The organism is Aldersonia sp. NBC_00410, from assembly GCF_026342035.1.
In the GTDB taxonomy this organism is placed as follows: Bacteria; Actinomycetota; Actinomycetes; order Mycobacteriales; family Mycobacteriaceae; genus Aldersonia.
Genome location: NZ_JAPENM010000001.1, coordinates 446,480 through 464,407, shown reverse-complemented (window position 1 = coordinate 464,407; position 17,928 = coordinate 446,480). Strand labels below are relative to the sequence as shown.

Below are 17,928 nucleotides of genomic sequence, written 5' to 3'. Positions count from 1 at the left end.
GAGTCGTTATGCGGGGCGTCAGTTGGTGTGCGGCAAAGGGGTGCTACGGAACGATCGCGAAGGCGAAGCCGCCGAGGTAGGAAACCTGCGGGATCAACTGCTGTGTCTCAGGGTCGAGGAAGGTCGCGCCGATCGTGAACCCGGTGAAGCCGCTGCCGACCCAGAACTCCTTGCGGACGGACTCGGGTTGCTCGCCGAATTCCGTTCGGATCGCCATCGGCGGCGTCTTGGAAAAGAGCCCGTTGTCGGCCCTGAACACCCATGTGACCTTGCAGTGCGGATTCTGCGCCCATTCCGGCCCGACGCCGTGCATCCCGCGTGACGAAAGAACCGCCGTCACGAAACCCGGCTTCGCCGGGTCGGTCTCGATGCCGCTGTCCACGATGCCGTTGCACCAGGCATTCTGGCCGAGCGTCAGGTTGATCGGTGAATACGGCCAGAACGTTGGCAGTGGCACGGTCTCCGCCGACGCCGCACTCGCCGCGCCCATCGTGGCCGCCGCCGCAACCGCCACCGCACATACTGCGCGCATGGCGAACTGACGAACCTTCATGTGTTTCCCCCTCGGTTGAAAAAACGAACCCCCCGGACCGCGGCATGAGACGCCGCGATTGCGGGGGTAACGCTAGCAAACGGGAGAGACAGGCTCAGTCGTCGCCGAGGGTGATGGCTTCCGCTTCTTCGAGGCTGTGTGCGCCCGGGCGGTGCTCGCTGTGAATTGTCTTGCGCCCGATGAAGAGCACGACGACTGCCAGGAACGTGCAGATGGCGCCGACCCAGAACGGGAGGTGCAGGTTGTGCTCGCCCATCTTGCCGGCCAGGTACGGGGGCAGCGGCGCCACGGAGAGGGCAGAGTGGGGCTACTGCCTTCGGGCCCGACGGCAGCATGACGGCGATGAGGCAGAAGGCCACAGCCATCAGCACGGCCACGCCGAAGAAGGGACCGCGCCAGCTGATGTTGCCGGGCCACCCGGCGCGGAAGCCGACGATCTGGTTGATCGTGTCGGACATGCCCGCGCAGGCCGAGAAGACCACAATCAGGGCGAGTCCGGCGAGCAGGGTCTTCCTGGCGCCGAATCGACTCGACGCGGCCCCGGTGATGAGCATGGCGACACCGGTGACGAGCATGTAGGAGGTGAACAGCAGCTCACGATGATCCTTTGCTAACTATCTGATGTAAACCTACGACATAGTGATTTCCTCCAACGGACGCGAGGAGGGCGGATGGGTACACGGATTGCCCGTGATCGGGCGGTGTTTTCTGCGGCAGTGGCACTGACGGTGACCGGGGCACTCACCGAGCGCAAAGCACTGCAATGGATTGCCAAACCGCTGATCGCGCCCACCCTCGCGGCGCAGGTGTGGCGGGCCCGTGAGCGCACCGCCCCGGTCGACACCGCGCTGCTCCTCGGCGGCCTGACCGCGGCCACTGTGGGTGACGTGCTGCTGATCGAGCCCGACGACGACCGGCGCCTCGTCGCCGGTGCCACGGCCTTCGCGGCGATGCAACTCGGGTATGCGGCGCTGTTGCATCGCGCCGGTGCGCGACCGACCGCACCGGCCGCCTTGCCGCGCGTGACCGGCGCGATCGCGGCCGCCGGCCTGCTCGGCGCGCGCGCCCGCCATCTCGCGGCACCGCTGACCGCCTACGGACTGACGCTCGGCACCGCAACCACGCTGGCCTCCGATCCCGCTCTCGTGCCGGACGCGCGCGCCGTCGCCGGACTGGTCGTCCCCGGGCGTCGCCCGGCCAGCAGGCTCGGCCTCGGCGCGTTGCTGTTCACGCTCTCCGACGGACTTATCGTGGTGCGGCGCACCCTGCTGCGCGGGTCGACATCGCGCCGCGTCGCGGAGGGCGCGATCCTTGCCTCCTACGCTGCCGCGCAGGCGCTCCTCGTCGAAGGCATGCTCGATATCGCCGAAATGCCGGGACCGATCGGCATCGAGTAGCGCGCGGCATAACCTCTACATTCATGAGCAGACCAACGGTGTTCATCAGCGGCGCCGCGGCCGGTATCGGTCGGGCGACCGCGCACGCCTTCGCCCGGCTCGGTTACCACGTAGGCGCGTTCGATATCGATGAACCCGGACTCGGACTGTTGCGCGACGAGATCGAAGCCATCGGTGGCAGTGTCCGGGTCGGCCTGCTCAACGTCACCGACGCGGCGCAGTGGGACTCCGCGCTCGCGCAGTTTCACGCCGACGAGCAGCGACTCGACGTGCTGATCAACAACGCCGGCGTGCTCGCCTCGGGTCGATTCGAGGAGATGGATATCGCCACCCATCGGCGCATGGTCGACATCAACGTCAACGGCGTGGTCAACGGGAGCAGAGCGGCCTTCGGCTACCTGCGCGAGACCCCAAGCGCTCAATTGGTGAATCTGTGCTCCGCGTCGGCGATCTACGGTCAGCCCGAACTCGCGACGTACTCGGCGACGAAGTTCGCGGTGCGAGGGCTCACCGAGGCGCTCGACCTCGAATGGCGACCGTACGACATCCGGGTAATTGCGGTGTGGCCGATGTTCGTTCGGACGGCGATGGTCGACGGGATGGATACCGGCACCACGCGCTCGCTCGGAATTCACCTCACCGCCGAAGATGTCGCCGACGGAATCGTCGACGCTGTCGGTCACCGTCCCCGCCTGCTGCGCAAGGTGCACTACCCAATCGGCAGGCAGGCCAAGGCTTTCGCCAACCTCGCCAAATTCTCGCCGGACTGGGCCACCCGGCTGACCAACAAGCGGATGAGCCACACCTGACGTGTCCGAGGAACATGCCGGCCCCACCGAATGGGGCGAGAACCCGAACGGTGTCGGCCCATGGGACCCCGACCGCGACGGCCCGACGCCGACCGGACCGGGCTTCGACCCGGACCTGCTCACGCACGGTGACCGCCGCAATGTCGTCGACGCCTACCGTTATTGGACGCGCGAGGCGATCGTCGCCGATATCGACGCACGCCGGCACCCGTTCCACGTTGCGATCGAGAACTTCGCACACGACGCGAACATCGGCACCGTGGTCCGCACCGCGAACGCCTTTGCCGCCGCTGCCGTGCACATCGTCGGACGCCGACGCTGGAATCGCCGCGGTGCCATGGTCACCGACCGCTACCAGCACGTGCGGCATCACTCGGACATGGCCGGACTGCTCGAATTCGCCGATGAGCAAGGCCTGGTCGTCGTGGCGGTCGACAACGTGCCCGGTTCGGTGCCGCTGGAGACCGCCGAACTGCCGCGCGACTGTGTGCTGTTGTTCGGCCAGGAAGGCCCCGGAGTCACCGATCATGCGAAAGATGCTGCTGCCCTGACGGTTTCGATTGCACAGTTCGGTTCGACGCGCAGCATCAACGCGGGTGTGGCCGCCGGCATCGCGATGCACGCCTGGATCAGGCAGCATGCCGACCTCGGGCGGGCGTGGTGAACGCGACGGTGAGCGCCTCCGAGTGGGCCTGGCGGGCCGGCCTCGCGGAATCGGCTGTGCACGAACGTAACCTGCGTCGCCTCTGGCTGATTCCCGGCACCTCGCTCGGCGTCGTCGCCGCTCCCGCCACCCGGCACGAACGCATGTTTCTGGTGTGGCATTACTGGTGGCAGGCACACCTGCTCGACGTCACCGTCGACGCCGAGGTGCGCGCGCCGAGCGAGGTCCGGCGTCGCCGGATCGCCGATATCGCCCGCGGTATCCGACGCCGCAACTTCGGGCGCTGGAGCAACTCCTACTACGACGACATGGCCTGGCTCGCGATCGCGCTCGAACGTGCGCAGCGGTTGGTCGGCATCGACTTCGGGGTGCCGCTCGCAACTCTGACCGACCCGCTTTACGACGCGTGGGCACCCGAGCGCGGCGGTGGCATTCCCTGGCGGATCCACTCGGACTTCTTCAACACGCCGGCGAACGGTCCGGCCGGTATCGTGCTCGCCCGCGTGAACCGGCTCGACCGCGCGGTGGCGATGGCCGACTGGCTCGACGCGACGCTGCGCGATCCCGACACGGGCCTGATCTTCGACGGGATTCACCAGCCGGGCGACCGGCTCGAGGAAAACATGTACACCTACTGTCAGGGCGTCGCGCTTGGGTTGGAGACCGAGTTGGCGCTGCGGACCCCCGACTCGGTACACGCCGAACGGGTCCATCGTCTGGTCGACGCCGTGGCACACCGGCTCACCAGCAGCGACGTGATCGTGGGCGCAGGCGGGGGAGATGGGGGCCTGTTCGCCGGTATTCTCGCGCGCTACCTGGCGATGGTCGCGGTGCAACTGCCGGGGGATTCGAGCGTAGACGGACGCGCCCGCGCGAGTGCCGCGGCGATTGTGCTCGCCTCCGCAGCGGCGGCCTGGGACAACCGCATCGAGATCGAGGGCCGGCCGGTATTCGGTCCGGACTGGTCGGTGCAGGCACGCGGACCGGGCACAGGTGCGCCCGAGCGGGACCTGTCGGTGCAGCTCGCCGGTTGGTTGTTGTTGGAAGCCGCGCACCGGGTCGCGGCGGCACCCGGTCCCGAGGGTGAGCTCTAGTCGGCCTTAGCCCGGCCGGACACGGTGTCCTCGTCGGGCGCCGAGTCTGCAACGGTGACCGAACTGCCGGCCGGAGCTGCGTTCTTCGTCGCGCGCCTGCGCTTGTACCACTCCCACGCGATCGGCAGCACCGAGACGAGCACGATCACGATGAAGATCGGCTCGATCAGCTTCTGGATGATTTCGAACTGGCCGAGCCAGTAACCGAGCAGCGTGATACCGCAGCCCCACACGATCGCGCCGAGCACGTTGTAGAACAAGAAGACCGAGAACTTCATCCGCGCGGCGCCGGCGACGATGGGCGCAAGGGTGCGCACGATCGGCACGAACCGGGCCAGGAAGATCGTGACCGGCCCGTGCTTGTCGAAGAACTCGTGTGCCTCGACGAGGTAGCGCTCCTTGAGGAAACGGGCGTCCGGCTTGAACATGCTCGTACCGGCGTAGCGGCCGATCCAGTAGCCGATCTGCCCGCCGACGATCGCCGCGACCGGGATGAGGACGAGCAGTTGCCAGAGCGAGGCGAACTTCTCCACCTCGGTGGTCTCGCCGGCCACGACCATGCCCGCGACAAACAACAGCGAATCACCCGGCAGCACGGGGAACAGCACGCCGGATTCGATGAGGATGACCGCGAGCAGTCCGACCAGCGCCCAACTCCCGAAGTACCCGAGCAGCGTGATCGGGTCGAGAAAGCCCGGCAGCAGGGCCTGCGTGGTGGTCGTTTGAACAGCAATGGTCTCGATCACGTCTGCCAGGGTACCGGTGGTGTTCCGGCGATCCGGGCAGCGCCGGCCCTGAGACCAACGTTACGTCCGCCCGACCTTTGTCATAGGGTGAGCAGCACGAATAGCCCAGAACACGACTTGGAGGTCGGTTTCAGTGCCCATCGCAACCCCTGAGGTCTACGCCGAGATGCTCAGCCGGGCCAAGGAACACTCCTTCGCCTTCCCGGCCATCAACTGCACGTCCTCGAACACCATCAACGCCGCGATCAAGGGCTTTGCCGATGCGGGCAGCGACGGCATCATCCAGTTCTCCACCGGCGGCGCGGAGTTCGGGTCCGGTCTCGGTGTGAAGGACATGGTCGTCGGCGCCGTCGCGCTCGCCGAGTTCGCGCACGTGATCGCCGCGAAGTACGACGTCACCATCGCGCTGCACACCGATCACTGCCCCAAGGACAAGCTCGACACCTACGTCCGGCCGCTGCTTGCCATCTCGCAGGAGCGGGTGAACGCCGGACGCAACCCGTTGTTCCAGTCGCATATGTGGGACGGCTCGGCGGTGCCGATCGACGAGAACCTGTCGATCGCCCAGGAGCTGCTGCAGGCCGCCGCCGCCGCGAAGATCATTCTCGAGATCGAGATCGGTGTGGTCGGCGGCGAGGAAGATGGCGTCGAGGCGGAGATCAACGACAAGCTCTACACCACCTCCGACGATTTCGCGAAGACCATCGACGCGCTCGGCGACGGCGAAAAAGGCCGCTACCTGCTCGCCGCGACGTTCGGCAATGTGCACGGTGTGTACAAGCCGGGCAACGTGGTGCTCAAACCCGAGGTGCTGGCCGAGGGGCAGCGGGTCGCGTCGGAGAAGCTCGGCCTGGCTGCCGGCTCGAAGCCGTTCGACTTCGTCTTCCACGGCGGCTCGGGTTCGCTGAAGAGCGAGATCGACGATTCGCTCCAGTACGGCGTGGTGAAGATGAACGTCGACACCGACACCCAGTACGCCTACACCCGCCCGGTCGCCGGGCACATGTTCGCCAACTACGACGGTGTGCTGAAGATCGACGGTGAGGTCGGCAACAAGAAGGCCTACGACCCGCGGGTGTGGCTGAAGAAGGCCGAAGCATCGATGAGCGAGCGCGTCGTGCAGGCCTGTAACGACCTGGCGTCCGCCGGACGGTCCGTCAGCTCGACAGGCTGACCGGCACCATTCGTTCGACAGCGCACCCCCACCGCGAACGTGCGGTGGGGGTGCGCTTTTTCGTATCCGGGCTCGGACGCTTCAGAGCGGCGGTTCGCAGACCTGCCAACCCGCCGGCGTGTTGAGCAGGTTGAACGTGCGGACCGAGCGGTTCGCCGGATCGGCCGGCCGGTACGCGGTGATCTGCGCGATCGCCGAGGTGTCGTCGGTGACCTGGATCGCGTCCACGCTCGCCACGACCGGGATGCTGCCCTGTTCGACGGTCGCCCGGTGCACCTGCGCGAACTCGTCGGGCGGCACCGTGCGGTAGTAGTCGCCGAGCGGCCCGCACGTGACGCTCTGTAGGGCGGCGAGGTCGCCGCTACCGAGCGCGGTGCCGAAGTCGTCGATCGCGGTGCGGATCTGATCTTCGGTGCTCGGGCCGGGTTCGGGTCGCGCGATGAACCAGGTCAAGCCCGCGGCGAGCGCGACAATGAGCACCAGCGCGGCAACAACCGTGGCCAGCCATCGACGACGCTTGCGCTTCGGCTTTGCCGGTGGCGCCGTCGGCTCGATGCGTTGTGGACGGGCGGCGGGTCCCGGTGGCGCGGCGATCGGCCGATCGTGTTCGTCGGGCACGCATGACCTCCTCCTCGTCGCCACGAGCAGCGTCGGCAGTTGCCGGAACCTCTGCGGCTGTCGGGCAGCCTATCCGCCCGCGCCGTCAGCAACGAGCAGACCTGCCAGAATGTAGGCCATGACATCCTTCGGTGACCTGCTCGGTCCTCAGCCAACTTTGCTGCCCGGTGACGACGATGCCGAGTCGGAACTGCTCGACAAGCGGGACCCCGCTGCGGTTGCCGCCGACCATCCCACTGCGTCGATCGCCTGGGCGTACCTGGCCGAACAGGCGTTCGCCGACGGCGCGACCATCACCGCGTACGCCTACGCCCGCACGGGCTACCACCGCGGTCTCGATCAGCTGCGCCGCAACGGCTGGAAGGGCTTCGGGCCGGTCCCGTTCGGTCACGAGCCGAATCAGGGGTTCCTGCGTTGCGTCGCAACGCTGGCCCGCGCTGCGAAGGAAATCGGCGAGACGGACGAGTACGCCCGCTGCCTCGACTTGTTGGAGGACTGCGATCCGCGCGCCGCCGAACAACTTGGCCTCGATCACTAACCTCGCCCGACGACCGCGCAACCGGCTCCGCAAGTCCGCAGCCCGGTTGCGCGTGTCCGCGCTGCCGATCGCGCAATGCGCACTGGCCGCGGGCCTGTCCTGGTGGGTCGCGTTCGATCTGCTGGGTCACTCCCGGCCGTTCTTCGCGCCCATCGCCGCGGTGGTGTCGCTCGGCGTTTCGCTGGGGGCGCGGCTGCGCCGCTCGGTCGAGCTGGTCGTCGGGGTGACCGTGGGGATCGGGGTCGGCGACCTGATCATCACGGCGATCGGCACCGGGCCGTGGCAGATCGCCGTCGTCGTGATGCTCGCGATGGCGGCGGCGGTGTTCCTCGACGGTGGTCCGATCATCGCCATGCAGGCGGCGAGCTCGGCGGTGCTGGTCGCGACCCTGATCCCGCCGGGTGATGCGGGTGGCTACGAGCGGATGCTCGACGCGCTGGTCGGTGGGCTGGTGGGTGTCGCGGTGGTTGCCGTGGTGCCGACTCATCCGGTGCGGCGTGCCCGAACCCAGGCCGCGAATGTGCTCGCGACCGCGGCCGATGTGTTGCGCAAAACGGCGGACGGGCTGACCGAACAGAATCCGGCGCCCATCCGCGAGGCGCTCGACCGTGCCCGGGCGACGCAGGCGCAGATCGACAGCATGCGCGCCGACCTCAAGGGTGGCCACGAGATCACCCGGATCTCCCCGATGTACTGGAACTCCCGGGAACGACACGACCGGTTGCAGGCGACGGCGGACCCGCTCGACAACGCGGTCCGCAATATTCGCGTCCTGGTGCGCCGCTCGCTGAGCGTCGTTCGCGACGACGAGATTCTCGATCCGCGCCTCGTCGACGAGATCGAGAAGCTCTCGCATGCGGTGGATGTGCTGCGCGAGATGATGCTCGCCGAGCCGGGGGAGCAGCCCGATCAGGCGGAGGCCGCCCGGGTGCTGCGGTCGGTCGCAATCGATGCGAAACCGGAATTGGTCGAGAAAGCAGGTCTTTCCGCGCACGTGGTGTTCGGCCAGTTGCGTTCCACCCTGGTCGATCTGATGCAAGTCGCCGGGATGCAACGCATCTCGGCGATGGCACTGCTGCCGCCGACCGTCGCGAACCCCGGTGTGCCGCCTGAAGTTTAGAGCGGCTACTTGAAGAACCGCTGCACTTCGGCGCCCGGTCGCCACAGATCGATGTTGAGGTGCTCGCGCGCCTCGTCGACGGTGGTGAGCACCGCCTCGTCGATATCGAGCACGACGAAATGCGCCTCGCCGGGGTCGTGCTCGTAGTTCGCGACGATGCGGTCCTTCTCCTCGCCGTGTACCTCGCGGGCCCGCCCGGACACCTTCGCGTCGCCGCCCTCCATCGAGTGGTGGCCGGGGTTGGCGTGCAGCGCGTAGCGCGGATCGCGGCTGATATCGCGCACCTTGAGCGCGTTGAGCATCGAGCCGATGACGAGTTGACCCTCGAAGAACTCGACTTCGGTCCCGCTGATTCGTGGCGAGCCGTCCCGCCGCAATGTCGCGAGCAGATGGTGCTTGTGTGCCTTCAGCCGCGCCTCGATGGCCTCGGCCAGCTGCGGCGCCTCGGCCACGAATTCGTTCCAGGTTGCCATAGCGTCATCCTGCCGCGCGGGTCCGACATAAACGGCGAAATGCCCGCACGCCTCACGCCGCGCCCGATGCACTCCCGTCCGCTGCGGGAGCGTGGCGCGGATCGGGCAACCCGAGCCGTTCCCGGATGGTCGAGCCGTCGTAGCCGGTCGGATATGCACCAGCAGCCTGCAACAGCGGAATGACCTCGCGGTTGAATTCGGCGATACCGTCGGGCAGCACCGGGATGTGGATATTGAATCCATCGACGGCACCCTCGCCCCACCATTGCAGAATCGAATCGGCGACGTCCGCGGGCGTGCCGACCACGAGGCGGTGGCCGCCGTCGACGCGACGCACCAGTTGTCGCGGTGTGATCGGCTCTGCGGCAGCGATTTCGGCGAAGGAGCGGACAAAGCCAACCGGCGCGGACTGATCCTCGGTGTAGCCGAACAGATCGGGGTCGATCGGCTTGTCCGGGTCGAGGTTGTCGGTGATGTCGAGAACCGCGGTCCGTCGGAAGAAGTCCGCAAGCAAGCCGTCTTCGTTGTCGTGGCCGTGCAACGCCTCGTGCTTGCGGTAGGCCTGCTCGCGGGTTTCGCCGAGGATCACCACCAAACCGGGCATCAGCCGGATCTCGTCCGGATTGCGGCCGTGGGCGCGGGCGCGATTCGATAGTTGCGCTTTGTATTCGAAGGCCGCGTCTTTGTGTAATAGCGACGCGTACACAATATCTGCGTGCTTGGCAGCCAGGTCGACACCCGCCTGTGATGCACCCGCCTGCGCAATGACGGGGTGGCCCTGCGGCCCGATCGGAACGTTGAGTGGCCCGGCCACGTCGAAGAACTCGCCGTGGTGGTCGATCCGCCGCGCGGTGGTCTCGTCCCACAATGTGTCGGTGGGGGTTGCGTCGTTCGGCGGATCCCAACTGAGCCAGAGCTGCTTGACGACGTCGAGGAATTCGTCTGCGCGTCGGTACCGGTCGGCCCGCGGCGGCAGCGGAGCGTCGCCGAAATTCGCGGCGATATCGGGATTGAAGCTGGAGACGACGTTCCAGATCACCCGTCCACCGGATATGTGGTCCAGGGTCGCAAGTCGGCGGGCCAGGTTGTACGGAGAGTTATAGGACGAGGACGCGGTCAGCAGAAACCCGATATCCGGGACCGCGGCGGCGATCGCCGCGAACAAGACGGTCGGGTCGAAGCTGTGCAGCGGCCGAGACCGATTGTCGCGCTGCAACGCGGGATGGTCGGAGACGAAGACGATGTCGAACACACCCTCGTGCGCGAGCTGTGCAGACCGCACATAGTGTTCCCAGTTGCCGAAGCGCCCCCACTCGGTGCCAGGCCAGGCCCATGATCGGCCGGCCGAACCGGTGCTGTTCAGCGCGACGCTGAGAAACAGGCGCCGGTCACGGGATCTATCGAGTACCACTGCAGGAGTGTCGCGCCGTACACGATGCCGAGCAACGGTTTTGGACTCGGTGAACTTAACTCGCAATCGGACTGGCGGATTAAGTTTCACTGCAAGATTTCCGTAGCTCAGGACCGTTGTTTCGGTCGGCCGGGAATCGGACGCTGAATTCAGCGTCGCGGGACGCCGTTCTTCCTGCCGCGCGGTCGGAAACAATCGTCGAAATTGGAGTCAGCCCATGACCGAACTCAAGGACGTCGGCCTCGGCCTCGACGTCGTCCCACTCGCCGGCTATATCGGCGCGGAAATTCGTGGCGTGGATCTGCGCGAGGCGCACGAGGCGGGCGTGATCGAGGAGATCCGAAACGCTCTGCACACCTACAAAGTCGTCTTCTTCCGCGACCAGGAGATCGGCCACGCCGAGCAGATCGCCTTCGCGCGCCGGTTCGGCAAAGTCACTCCGGCGCACCCGCACGAGGAGGAACCGCCCGCGGGCTTCCCGGAAATCCTGCCCATCGACAGCCGGCGTTACGAGTCGCGGCTCGGTCGCAAGCGCACCTCCTACGACAGCAGCTGGCACACCGACGTCACTGCGTTGGTGAATCCGCCCGCGGCGTCGATTCTGCGCGCCGACATCCTGCCGCCGTACGGTGGTGACACCGCGTGGACCAACCTCGTTGCGGCGTACGAGAACCTACCGAAAGAGCTGCGGGACTTCGTCGACACGATCGACATCAAGCATCAGTTCAACACCCGGGCAACCGAGGGCAGTCAGCGTGAGCGCAAAGTGCGCGAGGCGAACTTGGTGACCTATCACCCGGCGGTTCGGGTGCATCCGGAAACCGGCGAGCGCGCGCTGTTCGTGAGCCCGGGCTTCACCCGGGGTGCGCGCGAGATTCGTGGCTTCACCCCGAGCCAGAGCGAGGGGATTCTGAAGGTGCTGTGGGACGAGGCGACGAAGACCGAGTACACCGTGCGCCTGCGTTGGGCGCCGGGCACCGTCGCGTTCTGGGACAACCGAGCCACCTCGCATCTGGCGATTCCGGACGCCGGGCACCTGGGTCACGACCGCGTGCTGTACCGCGTCACGCTCGAGGGTGACGTGCCCAAGGGTGTCGACGGGCGATCGTCGGAGTCGGTGTCGGGCGAGCCGTTCTACGGATCGTGACCGGGTAGTTCCGCCCGGTCGCCCGGACCGGGTTTCGCCGTCGGGGCGAGCCGTGTGGCGCGGTTGGCTGCCGCGCCACACGGGCCCGGCGGTAATTTCGTAGGTAATGAAACGCGCCTGGTCGATCTGGATCGTCGGCGTTTTCGCCTACGTGATCGCCGTGCTGAACCGGACCGCCTTCGGGGTCTCCGGTCTACAGGCGCAGGAGCGCTTCGCGGTCGATCCTTCGGTGCTGGCCAGCTTTGTCGTCCTGCAGGTCATCGTCTATGCCGGAATGCAGATCCCGGCCGGCCTGCTGCTCGACCGACTCGGTTCGCGGACCATGATCGCGACGGGTGCGATCGCGATGGCGGCGGGGGAGACGGTGCTGGCCCTCACCGGCGCCGTCCCGGTCGCGGTGCTCGGGCGCGTCCTGGTCGGCACCGGCGATGCGTTCACCTTCCTGGCGGTACTGCGCCTGGTGCCCGAGTGGTTTGCGCCGCGCCGGGTCCCGTTGGTATCCCAGCTCACCGGCATCCTCGGTCAGTTCGGCCAAGTGCTCTCCGCCGTGCCACTGCTGGCACTGCTGCGCGGGCCGGGCTGGGAGACCGCCTTCCTTTCCGCCGCGGCGGTCGGGGTGCTGTCGTGCTGCCTCGCGCTGGCCGTCATCAAGGACTCGCCGCACCCGGCGCACCCGCGGGTCGGGCCCAGCGGTGGGTTGCGCGAACTCCGCGGCCAGATAGCCACCGTCTGGCGACGACCCGGCACCCGGCTCGGATTCTTCAGTCATATGGGCACCCAGTTCTCCATCACCACCTTCGCGCTGATGTGGGGCGTTCCGTATCTGGTTTCTGCACAGGGGCTTTCGCTGTCGGCTGCGGGCGGCATGCTCACCGTCTCGGTGCTGTCCGCGGTCATCGCGGGCCCGATTCTCGGATTGCTCACCGGGCGCTATCCGTTGCGTCGTTCCTGGCTGGTGCTCGGCAGCATCACCGGCACCGTCACGATGTGGACGATCGTGCTTTCGCTTCCCCATCCAGCGCCGGTGTGGCTGCTCGTGGCGCTCGTCGTGGTCATCTCGGTCGGTGGACCGGGTTCGGTGATCGGATTCGACTATGCGCGCACCTCGAACCCGAGCACCAGTATGGGTACCGCCCAGGGCATGGTAAACGTGGGCGGCTTCGCTGCGAGTCTCGTCACCATCGAGGTGATCGGTATCGTGCTCGACCGGGCGGGCGGATTGACCTTCGACGCCTTCCGGCTTGCGTGGCTGGTCCAGTACCCGATCTGGGCACTGGCCATTGTGGGGGTACTCATCTCCCGCACGACCGCTCGACGCGAAGCCGCGTTGCAGGGCATACATGTGAAGCCACTGCGCGAGGTCGTTGCCCGCATCCGTCGTCGTTCCCGTTCATGACAGGTCGCGGAACGTCATCCCGAAGCCGATCAGGCCGACGATCACCGCGCACACGATGATCACCGCGTGCGCCGCGGTCGGCATGTCCACCGGTGCGGTCAGGCTGCCGGTGACGAACGCGACGATCATCAGCACCGCGCCGTAGAACGGGGTGCGCTGCGGATGATCGCCGCGGGCCACACCTTCCGGCATACCAGCTTTACCGCGCGGGATCGAGCGCCCGAACCGGCACACCGAGCCGGCCGCGCAGTGTCTTCTCCTCGTAGTCGTGGCGGAAGATGCCGCGTCGGCGCAGGATCGGTACGACGTGGTCGACGAAGTCGGCCAGCCCCGACGGGAACGCGTCCGGCATGAGGTTGAAGCCGTCTGCTGCGCCGGCCCGGAACCACTCCTCGATGGTGTCGGCAACCTGTTCGGGAGTACCGATCACGGCGCGGTGGCCGCCACTGCCGTTGAGGGCGCGCAGCAACTGGCGAACGGTGAGGTTTCCCTCGGTGGCAAGGCCGACGACGGACTCGCGGAAGCCAAGCGAACCTTGATAATTGGCGACATCTTTCGGCGCTGCGAGAATGTCGGCCGGAATCGGGGCGTCCTGGTTCAACGTGCGCACGTCGGCGCCGAGGGTGGTACTCAATCGGTCGAGTCCGAAGTCCGAGGGCACGTCGGCACGCAGCCGCTCGTGCCGTTCGATGGCCTCGGCTTCGGTCGAACCGAGCACGGTAATCAGGCCCGGCAGGATTTTCACCTCGTCCGAGTCGCGCCCGGCACGCACCGCGGCATCCTTCACCTGCCGGTAGTGCCGGATGCCCTCGGTGAGCGTCAATTCCGCGCTGAACACGCCGTGCGCGGTTCGGCCCGCCAGTTCGCGTCCCGCTGGGGAGCCGCCGGCCTGGATCAGGGCCGGATAGCCCTGCGCGGAAGGCCGAACATCGAGCCGGGTATCGATGTCGAAGTGGGCGCCGTGGTACTGCACCCGGTTCCCGGTCAGGCTCGAATCCCACAGCAGTCGAACGATATCGACGAACTCCTCGGCGCGGGCGTAGCGCGTGTCGCGATCCGGAATGACGCTGTAACCGAAGTTGGCGGCCGCGACCGGGGAATAGGTGGTCACGACATTCCAGGCCACCCGCCCACCACTCGCATGGTCGAGCGAAAGGAAGCGCTGCGCCAGTTCGACCGGATCGTTGAATGTCGTCGAGGCGGTCCCGATCAGCCCGATATGCGAGGTGTGCTCCGCGACGGTCGCCAGCAGTACGCTCGGCTCCAGCGCTCGAGTCGGCTTGACCCGCGGGTTCTCCCAGAACCCCGGGCCGTCGGCGAGGAAGAACGCGTCGAGAGTGCCGCGTTCCGCGATCTGCGCCACTTCGGCGAAATGAGCGGCGTCGACGAAGGCGTTCGGCGCTACCCCGAGCTTCCACGCGCCGGGCGCGACGCCGACGTCGAGCACGTTGACGTTGAGCACCAGCGAAGGCTCTTGGAGCGTCATGACTTCCCCTTGTCGATCAGAAGAATCCGGTATCGGGCAGCGCTGCATCGTTGACGAACACGTCGCCGAGCACGCGAGCCTTGTACACGGTCGGGTTGTGCGAGAACAGGGTTCGCAGGTTGCGCCAGTGCCTATCCAGATGCGCGGATGCCCTGGTCGAGGACGCGCCGCCGACATCGAAGAGCCGGCCGGCGGCGCGCAGCGCGGACTCCTCGATGGCAACCTTCGCCTTGGCAGCGAGAATGGATGCGCGGGCTTCGAGTTCGGCGTCGACCCCGGTGGTCCGCGCGACGGCGGCCGCATCGTCCTGGGCCTCCGCCGCGACCCGCACGACCGCCTCCGCGGCGAACGCCGTGGCAGTGATGGACCCGATGATCTCCAGCAGTTGCGGATCGTGGCGCGGCTCGGTGGCGGTCGCGAATGCGTAGGTCCGTCGGCGGGTGCGCACCACTTCGGCGGCGTCGGTCGCGACCGAGCGCAGGATGCCGGCCGCGATCGCGTGCAGAAACAGCTGCGGCAGCGACTGGCGGGCACGGGTGCCGCCGAGCTTCGGGCGGAACGGCAGCAGGTCGGCGTCGGCAACCGCCACATCGGTGAAAACCGTGGTGCCGCTACCGGTGTGCCGCTGCCCGATCCCATCCCAGTCGTCGCGGTGTTCGATACCCGGTGCATGTGCGCGCACGACGGCGAGCACGGGATCGGCGTCGGGACGCGCCGCCGAGACCCGGATGTAATCGGAGAACAGCGATCCCGTGCTGTAGAACTTCGTGCCGTTGAGCCGATGCCCGTCCTCGGCCGGCGTGAGTTCGGTATCGAACTGGTAGGCGCCGACGGTGTGGGTGCTCAGCTCGGAGATAGCGCCGCCGAACAGCTTGCCCGCCAGGATTTCCGGCAGCCACCGGCGCTTGGCCTCGGTAGTCGGTACCCGCAGCAACTCTTCGACGAAGCCGAAATGCGCGCGCACGATGTGCGGCACGTCCGGGTCGGCCTCGGCCAGGTCGATGAGCAGGTCGAACAGGTCGCGCAGCGAGTAGCCCGCCCCGCCGAGCTCGACCGGAACCCGCACCGCACCGATCCGGTGCCGCTTGAGCAGTTCGATGGCGGCGAACGGAGGTTCGGTGCCGCCGGCCTGCCGCCGCCGGTCGGCGTCGGCCGCGATCTGCGCGACGAGTTCGGCACGGGTGATCTCGGTGCCGGGTGCGGGTACGTCCGCGATGTCGACGCGAGTGTCGGACGTGGTGGTCATCGGGAGGTTCTCCTTCGTTCGTGATCAGGAAACCGGGAAGAGGCTGCGCACATATCCGTGTAGCACCGAATCCGGTGCCGGAAGTGAAAGCCGTTCCCGCAGTGTTGCCGCCGGGCTTTCGCGGTGGAGGTGTACGGTGGCCGCGAGCACGGCCGGCAGATCGACTGCGGCACGGACGCGGACGACGATGCCGGCAGCGGCGAGCGGAATGTCGTCGAACACCGAACGCGAGCCCGACCACTCTGCGTCCGCGAGCGCGGTCGCAATGTCCGCCGCGGCGCCAACGCGGTGCGCGGGCACGATCAGTACGTCGGCGAAGTTCTGGGCCGCGACGAACTCGGCCTCGCCGCGCGGACGCCAGAACACCGGCGGGTGCCCCTGCGGCGGAGCGGGCACGTTCAACGGCCCCGACACCGAATACACACCTTCGTGATCGATATGGGTGATCCGCTCCGATTCGGTGAAGACGCTTCGCTCATGGTCGGCGACGATGCTGTCGGCCGGCCAGCTTTCCCACAGCTTGCGCGCGACCAGGATCGCGTCGGCGGTGGCGTCGGCGTTGGCCGCCACGGCACTGCCCGCCGCCCCGCGGAGCGATTCGGTGCCGGCCAACCAGCCGGTCCGCCCGCGTCCGAGATGATCGAGCGAGGCCAGGCGCCTGGCCAGGTTGTACGGGTGCTGGCGGCCGGGTGCCGCGGCGACGACGAGGCCGACACCGCGCGTATGCGTCGCGAGGATGGCCGCCGCGACACTCGAATCGAGTGTCGCACCGGACGTGGTGGCGTCCGCGTCGACCAGGTCACCACCGAGGACGACGAAGTCCACGCCCGATGCGTCGAGGAGAGCACCGAATTCGGCGGCAGGGAGCGCGCCGTCGGGATCGAGAATATCGGCGACGACCGCTGTGTCGAGATCGATTCCGAGCACGGGTTGACGACTCACGATCCTTTTCCTCCTGCAGGCGAGTTCTCGTTGTGGGCGAAGTCTCCTCGAGTGCGCCGATCGACGCCACGGTTGCGCTCAGGCAGGTTCGTAATCCGCAGCGCCCAACGAACCGCGCACCCCCGCACGCAGTTCGTCCCGAAAGGTAGCTGCATCGTCTGCGTACTCGCGGTGGAAGACATTGCGCCGCTGCAGCTCCGGCACAACGTGGTCGACGATCTCGGTGAGCTTGCCCTGCGGTGAGCGCCCGAAGACGGAAATGATTGCGATCACGGTGGATTGAAACGCCGCGGTACGGCTCGGGGCATTTCTGCTCCGCGTCGGTCGTTGTGCGGCGTGGTGGCTAGCGCCAGAACTGGGTGAGGTATGCGCCGTAACGCGACCAGTTCGCCGGCACCCCGGAAAGCTCGAACAGCCAGTACACGGCGTCGAAGAAGAACGCGTTGATCGACGGCACCCAAAGCAGCGCAAGCACTGCGAGCAGTCCGATCCCCTTGTACTGGTCGAGCGCCCGGCGTGTTTTCGGCGACAGCGACGGCTCCAGCGCGCCGTAACCGTCCAACCCGGGGATCGGCAGCAGGTTCAGTACCGACGCAGTGATCTGCAGGAACGCCAGGAAGCTCACCCCGCACCAGAACGCCGCATGCGTGCTGCCCTCGGCGAACACGCGCACGATCACGAGCAGCAGCACCGCGAGCGCCACGTTGACCGCTGGTCCGGCGAGGCTGATCCGCCGTTGCACCGCCGGCCCGAACAATCCCGGACGCACGTACACCGCCCCGCCGGGAAGGCCGAAGCCACCGAGCGCGATGAATGCGATCGGCAGCCCGATCGACAGCAGCGGGTGACTGTAGCGCAACGGGTTGAGCGTGAGATACCCGCGCAACTCCACTTCGTGGTCACCGGCTCGCCAGGCAGTGAAGGCATGCGCGAACTCGTGCAGGCACAGGCTGACGACCCAGCCCGCGACCACGAGCACGAACACCCCGGCGCGCGCAGGCATCGAGTCCAGCTCGGAGCGCCAGGCGAGCACGCCACCGGCCGCGGTGAGAGCGACGAAGCCGAGGAACACCGGGCTCGGCCGAACCGCCCCGATCGTGCGCGCTGTGGTCAT

General features: G+C 67.3%; 20 protein-coding genes and 1 pseudogene. 9 read left to right on the top strand and 12 right to left on the bottom strand.

Annotation, left to right across the window (positions count from 1 at the left end; all coding sequences use genetic code 11):
• Positions 1-43: 43 nt before the first annotated feature.
• On the bottom strand, positions 44-553 hold the full coding sequence (locus OG921_RS02190; RefSeq protein ID WP_266110693.1) for a hypothetical protein: 510 nt from the start codon (positions 551-553) through the stop codon (positions 44-46).
• A gap of 94 nt (positions 554-647) precedes the next feature.
• Positions 648-1,146, bottom strand: a pseudogene (locus tag OG921_RS02185) (hypothetical protein); the annotation flags it as partial.
• 78 nt (positions 1,147-1,224) lie between these two features.
• Between OG921_RS02185 and OG921_RS02180 the strand changes: the two are divergent.
• From OG921_RS02180 to OG921_RS02165, 4 genes are read left to right on the top strand one after another with little or no spacing between them, the layout of a single operon-like run.
• Positions 1,225-1,950: a lysoplasmalogenase gene (locus OG921_RS02180; protein ID WP_266110692.1), complete on the top strand. Its 726-nt coding sequence runs from the start codon at positions 1,225-1,227 to the stop codon at positions 1,948-1,950.
• 23 nt (positions 1,951-1,973) lie between these two features.
• Positions 1,974-2,759: an SDR family oxidoreductase gene (locus OG921_RS02175; protein ID WP_266110691.1), complete on the top strand. Its 786-nt coding sequence runs from the start codon at positions 1,974-1,976 to the stop codon at positions 2,757-2,759.
• Between the two features lies 1 nt (position 2,760).
• Positions 2,761-3,423 (top strand): TrmH family RNA methyltransferase, encoded by a 663-nt coding sequence (locus tag OG921_RS02170; RefSeq protein WP_266110690.1) that lies wholly within the window; start codon positions 2,761-2,763, stop codon positions 3,421-3,423.
• Between the two features lie 8 nt (positions 3,424-3,431).
• Positions 3,432-4,517: a glycoside hydrolase family 76 protein gene (locus OG921_RS02165; RefSeq protein ID WP_266110689.1), complete on the top strand. Its 1,086-nt coding sequence runs from the start codon at positions 3,432-3,434 to the stop codon at positions 4,515-4,517.
• Here the strand turns inward: OG921_RS02165 and OG921_RS02160 are convergent.
• Positions 4,514-5,263, bottom strand: coding sequence for a DedA family protein (locus OG921_RS02160; protein ID WP_266110688.1), 750 nt, complete (start codon positions 5,261-5,263; stop codon positions 4,514-4,516). The genes OG921_RS02165 and OG921_RS02160 overlap by 4 nt on opposite strands.
• A 133-nt stretch (positions 5,264-5,396) precedes the next feature.
• On the opposite strand from OG921_RS02160, the gene fbaA reads away from it, so the two are divergent.
• Positions 5,397-6,437: a class II fructose-bisphosphate aldolase gene (gene fbaA, locus OG921_RS02155; RefSeq protein ID WP_266110687.1), complete on the top strand. Its 1,041-nt coding sequence runs from the start codon at positions 5,397-5,399 to the stop codon at positions 6,435-6,437.
• A gap of 81 nt (positions 6,438-6,518) precedes the next feature.
• Here the strand turns inward: fbaA and OG921_RS02150 are convergent, their stop codons facing one another.
• The gene (locus OG921_RS02150) at positions 6,519-7,055 is read right to left on the bottom strand and encodes a hypothetical protein (RefSeq protein ID WP_266110686.1); all 537 of its coding nucleotides are present in this window, start codon (positions 7,053-7,055) and stop codon (positions 6,519-6,521) included.
• A gap of 118 nt (positions 7,056-7,173) precedes the next feature.
• Here OG921_RS02150 and OG921_RS02145 point away from each other — a divergent pair, with 118 nt between their 5' ends.
• Both OG921_RS02145 and OG921_RS02140 read left to right on the top strand, forming a co-directional pair.
• Positions 7,174-7,593: a DUF3151 domain-containing protein gene (locus OG921_RS02145; RefSeq protein WP_266110685.1), complete on the top strand. Its 420-nt coding sequence runs from the start codon at positions 7,174-7,176 to the stop codon at positions 7,591-7,593.
• Positions 7,577-8,713, top strand: coding sequence for an aromatic acid exporter family protein (locus OG921_RS02140; RefSeq protein ID WP_266110684.1), 1,137 nt, complete (start codon positions 7,577-7,579; stop codon positions 8,711-8,713). Before OG921_RS02145 ends, OG921_RS02140 begins: the two co-directional genes overlap by 17 nt.
• Before the next feature lie 5 nt (positions 8,714-8,718).
• Here the strand turns inward: OG921_RS02140 and OG921_RS02135 are convergent, their stop codons facing one another.
• Both OG921_RS02135 and OG921_RS02130 read right to left on the bottom strand, forming a co-directional pair.
• A complete protein-coding gene (locus OG921_RS02135) occupies positions 8,719-9,186 on the bottom strand; it encodes a pyridoxamine 5'-phosphate oxidase family protein (protein WP_266110683.1) in 468 nt (155 codons plus the stop codon).
• A gap of 52 nt (positions 9,187-9,238) precedes the next feature.
• A complete protein-coding gene (locus OG921_RS02130; protein ID WP_266110682.1) occupies positions 9,239-10,597 on the bottom strand; it encodes an NtaA/DmoA family FMN-dependent monooxygenase in 1,359 nt (452 codons plus the stop codon).
• A gap of 217 nt (positions 10,598-10,814) precedes the next feature.
• Between OG921_RS02130 and OG921_RS02125 the strand changes: the two genes are divergently transcribed.
• The gene (locus tag OG921_RS02125; RefSeq protein ID WP_266110681.1) at positions 10,815-11,744 is read left to right on the top strand and encodes a TauD/TfdA family dioxygenase; all 930 of its coding nucleotides are present in this window, start codon (positions 10,815-10,817) and stop codon (positions 11,742-11,744) included.
• Between the two features lie 106 nt (positions 11,745-11,850).
• On the top strand, positions 11,851-13,140 hold the full coding sequence (locus OG921_RS02120) for a nitrate/nitrite transporter (RefSeq protein WP_266110680.1): 1,290 nt from the start codon (positions 11,851-11,853) through the stop codon (positions 13,138-13,140).
• Here the strand turns inward: OG921_RS02120 and OG921_RS02115 are convergent.
• From OG921_RS02115 to OG921_RS02090, 6 genes are all read right to left on the bottom strand, one after another.
• On the bottom strand, positions 13,135-13,332 hold the full coding sequence (locus OG921_RS02115; protein WP_266110679.1) for a hypothetical protein: 198 nt from the start codon (positions 13,330-13,332) through the stop codon (positions 13,135-13,137). The genes OG921_RS02120 and OG921_RS02115 overlap by 6 nt on opposite strands.
• A 7-nt stretch (positions 13,333-13,339) precedes the next feature.
• Complete coding sequence (locus OG921_RS02110) at positions 13,340-14,626, bottom strand: LLM class flavin-dependent oxidoreductase (protein WP_266110678.1); 1,287 nt, start codon at positions 14,624-14,626, stop codon at positions 13,340-13,342.
• 16 nt (positions 14,627-14,642) lie between these two features.
• Complete coding sequence (locus OG921_RS02105; protein ID WP_266110677.1) at positions 14,643-15,872, bottom strand: acyl-CoA dehydrogenase family protein; 1,230 nt, start codon at positions 15,870-15,872, stop codon at positions 14,643-14,645.
• Between the two features lie 24 nt (positions 15,873-15,896).
• The gene (locus OG921_RS02100) at positions 15,897-16,814 is read right to left on the bottom strand and encodes an LLM class flavin-dependent oxidoreductase (RefSeq protein WP_266110676.1); all 918 of its coding nucleotides are present in this window, start codon (positions 16,812-16,814) and stop codon (positions 15,897-15,899) included.
• Positions 16,815-16,892: 78 nt separating this feature from the next.
• Positions 16,893-17,087, bottom strand: a complete 195-nt coding sequence (locus OG921_RS02095; protein WP_266110675.1) for a hypothetical protein — start codon at positions 17,085-17,087, stop codon at positions 16,893-16,895.
• 70 nt (positions 17,088-17,157) lie between these two features.
• A complete protein-coding gene (locus tag OG921_RS02090) occupies positions 17,158-17,928 on the bottom strand; it encodes a site-2 protease family protein (protein ID WP_266110674.1) in 771 nt (256 codons plus the stop codon).

What these genes read in the sequence shown, in the direction of transcription:
- OG921_RS02190 (WP_266110693.1), bottom strand. Translation starts at nt 553, where the DNA reads ATGAAGGTTCGTCAGTTCGCCATGCGCGCAGTATGTGCGGTGGCGGTT.
- OG921_RS02180 (WP_266110692.1), top strand. Translation starts at nt 1,225, where the DNA reads ATGGGTACACGGATTGCCCGTGATCGGGCGGTGTTTTCTGCGGCAGTG.
- OG921_RS02175 (WP_266110691.1), top strand. Translation starts at nt 1,974, where the DNA reads ATGAGCAGACCAACGGTGTTCATCAGCGGCGCCGCGGCCGGTATCGGT.
- OG921_RS02145 (WP_266110685.1), top strand. Translation starts at nt 7,174, where the DNA reads ATGACATCCTTCGGTGACCTGCTCGGTCCTCAGCCAACTTTGCTGCCC.
- OG921_RS02135 (WP_266110683.1), bottom strand. Translation starts at nt 9,186, where the DNA reads ATGGCAACCTGGAACGAATTCGTGGCCGAGGCGCCGCAGCTGGCCGAG.
- OG921_RS02125 (WP_266110681.1), top strand. Translation starts at nt 10,815, where the DNA reads ATGACCGAACTCAAGGACGTCGGCCTCGGCCTCGACGTCGTCCCACTC.
- OG921_RS02120 (WP_266110680.1), top strand. Translation starts at nt 11,851, where the DNA reads ATGAAACGCGCCTGGTCGATCTGGATCGTCGGCGTTTTCGCCTACGTG.
- OG921_RS02115 (WP_266110679.1), bottom strand. Translation starts at nt 13,332, where the DNA reads ATGCCGGAAGGTGTGGCCCGCGGCGATCATCCGCAGCGCACCCCGTTC.
- OG921_RS02110 (WP_266110678.1), bottom strand. Translation starts at nt 14,626, where the DNA reads ATGACGCTCCAAGAGCCTTCGCTGGTGCTCAACGTCAACGTGCTCGAC.
- OG921_RS02105 (WP_266110677.1), bottom strand. Translation starts at nt 15,872, where the DNA reads ATGACCACCACGTCCGACACTCGCGTCGACATCGCGGACGTACCCGCA.
- OG921_RS02090 (WP_266110674.1), bottom strand. Translation starts at nt 17,928, where the DNA reads ATGACCACAGCGCGCACGATCGGGGCGGTTCGGCCGAGCCCGGTGTTC.